The following is a 1,942-nucleotide window of genomic DNA, read 5'->3' on the forward strand; positions in this document are numbered from 1 at the left end:
GGCGAGCGGCTGCCCGGGTTCATGGTGCCGTCGGTGTTCGTGGAGCTTGCCGCGCTGCCGCTCACCCCGAACGGCAAGATCGACCGCGCCGCACTTCCGGCACCGGATGCCGTCCGCCAGGGGCTGACGGGCTTCGTCGCGCCGACGAGCGTGACGGAGGAACTGCTGGCCGGGATCTGGGCCATGGTCCTGGGCGTGGAGCAGGTAGGCGCAGTCGACGACTTCTTCGAGCTGGGCGGGCACTCGCTGCTTGCCACCCAGGTGGTCTCACGTATCAGGGACGTGTTCGCGGCCGAGATACCCCTGGCCGCTCTGTTCGACCACCCGACCGTGCGGGAGCTGGCCGCGGTCGTCGACGCAGCCGGCAACAGTGCGGCGGTGCCGCCCATGGCGGCGGCCGACCGGGACGAGCCGCTGGCGTTGTCGTTCGCGCAGCAGCGCCTGTGGTTCCTCGACCAGATGGAGCCCGGATCTGCCGAGTACAACGTGCCCCAACCGGTCATCTGGCCCGGCGGCCTGGACATCGCGGCGCTGGGTGAGGCCCTGAGCGCGGTAGTGGCTCGGCACGAGGTGCTGCGGACCAGACTGGTCGCGGGCCCCGACGGCGTGCCGCATCAGGTGATCGACTCGCCGGAGCCGTTCCCGCTCGTGGTGGCGGATGTGTCCGGCGACGCCGAACCTCTGGCCGCGGCGCGCGAGCTGATGCTCGCGGACGCCGTCACGCCGTTCGATCTGGCCGACGGGCCGCTGATCCGCGCCACGCTGATCCGCGTGCGGCATGATGAGCACCTCCTTGCACTGGCCATGCACCATGTCGTCTCCGACGAGTGGTCAGGACAGATCCTGCGCCGTGAACTGACCGCCCTCTACGAGTCGTTCCGGGCAGGAGAGCCGGACCCGTTGCCGCCGCTTGCCGTGCAGTACGCGGACTTCGCGGTGTGGCAACGCGAATGGCTCACGGGGCAGGTCCTGGACGGGCAACTGTCCTACTGGCGATCGATGTTGGCCGACGCACCAGAGCTTGAGCTGCCTACGGACCGGCCGCGTCCCGCTGTTCGTTCGTCGGCCGGTGCGGTGCAGCGGTTCAGCGTGTCGGCGCGGACGGCGGAGGCGTTGCGGGAGCTGTCGCGGGAGAGCGGCGCTTCGATGTTCATGACGCTGCTCGCGGCCTTCAATGTGCTGCTGGGTCGATATGCGGGTTCGGATGATGTGGTGGTGGGCACGCCGGTCGCGAACCGGAATCGTGCGGAGACTGAGGACCTGATCGGGTTCTTCGTGAATACGCTGGTGCTGCGTACGGATCTGTCGGGTGATCCGACGTTCCGTGAGCTGGTGGGGCGTGTGCGGGAGACGGCACTGGGTGCGTATGCGCATCAGGACGTGCCGTTCGAGCAGCTGGTGGACGAACTCGTAACGGAGCGCGATCGCTCCCGCAATCCGCTGTTCCAGGTCCTGTTCAGCTATGTCGCCGGGGAGTCCGAGGGCGCCGCCGGGGACGCGGCCGGCGAGGGCCCCGGGGACAGGGCTGAAGCGAGCGGCGAGCCGGGCCCGAGTGCCCTGCCGGTCAAGTTCGACCTGGCAGTGACGATGGGTGATGCCGACGGACCCCTGACGGGCACGATCGAGTACAGCACTGCGCTCTTTGACGCGGCGACGGTGGAGCGTCTGGCTGGTCACTTGATCACGGTGCTGGAGGCGGTGGCGGAGAGCGGGGACCGCCGGGTGGGTGAGCTGCCGGTGCTGTCTGTTGGCGAGCGTGAGCTGGTGGTGGAGGGGTGGAATGCCTCTTCGGTGGTGTTGCCGTTGGTGGGTGGTGTGCATGAGTTGATTGCTGGGCGGGCTGTGGTGTCTCCGGATGCGGTGGCTGTGGTGGTGGGTGGGGAGTCGTTGACGTATGGGGGGTTGATGGGTCGGGCGAGTCGTCTGGCGCATTATTTGCGTG

At 68.6% G+C, this 1,942-nt stretch carries 1 protein-coding gene; it reads left to right on the forward strand.

Annotated elements, in window-relative coordinates; translation table 11 throughout:
- On the forward strand, positions 1-1,942 hold a 1,942-nt coding region (locus ACFWSK_RS37735), incomplete at both ends, for a condensation domain-containing protein (protein WP_383796707.1).

It is taken from the genome of Streptomyces sp. NPDC058620 (assembly GCF_042717135.1).
Lineage (GTDB): Bacteria > Actinomycetota > Actinomycetes > Streptomycetales > Streptomycetaceae > Streptomyces.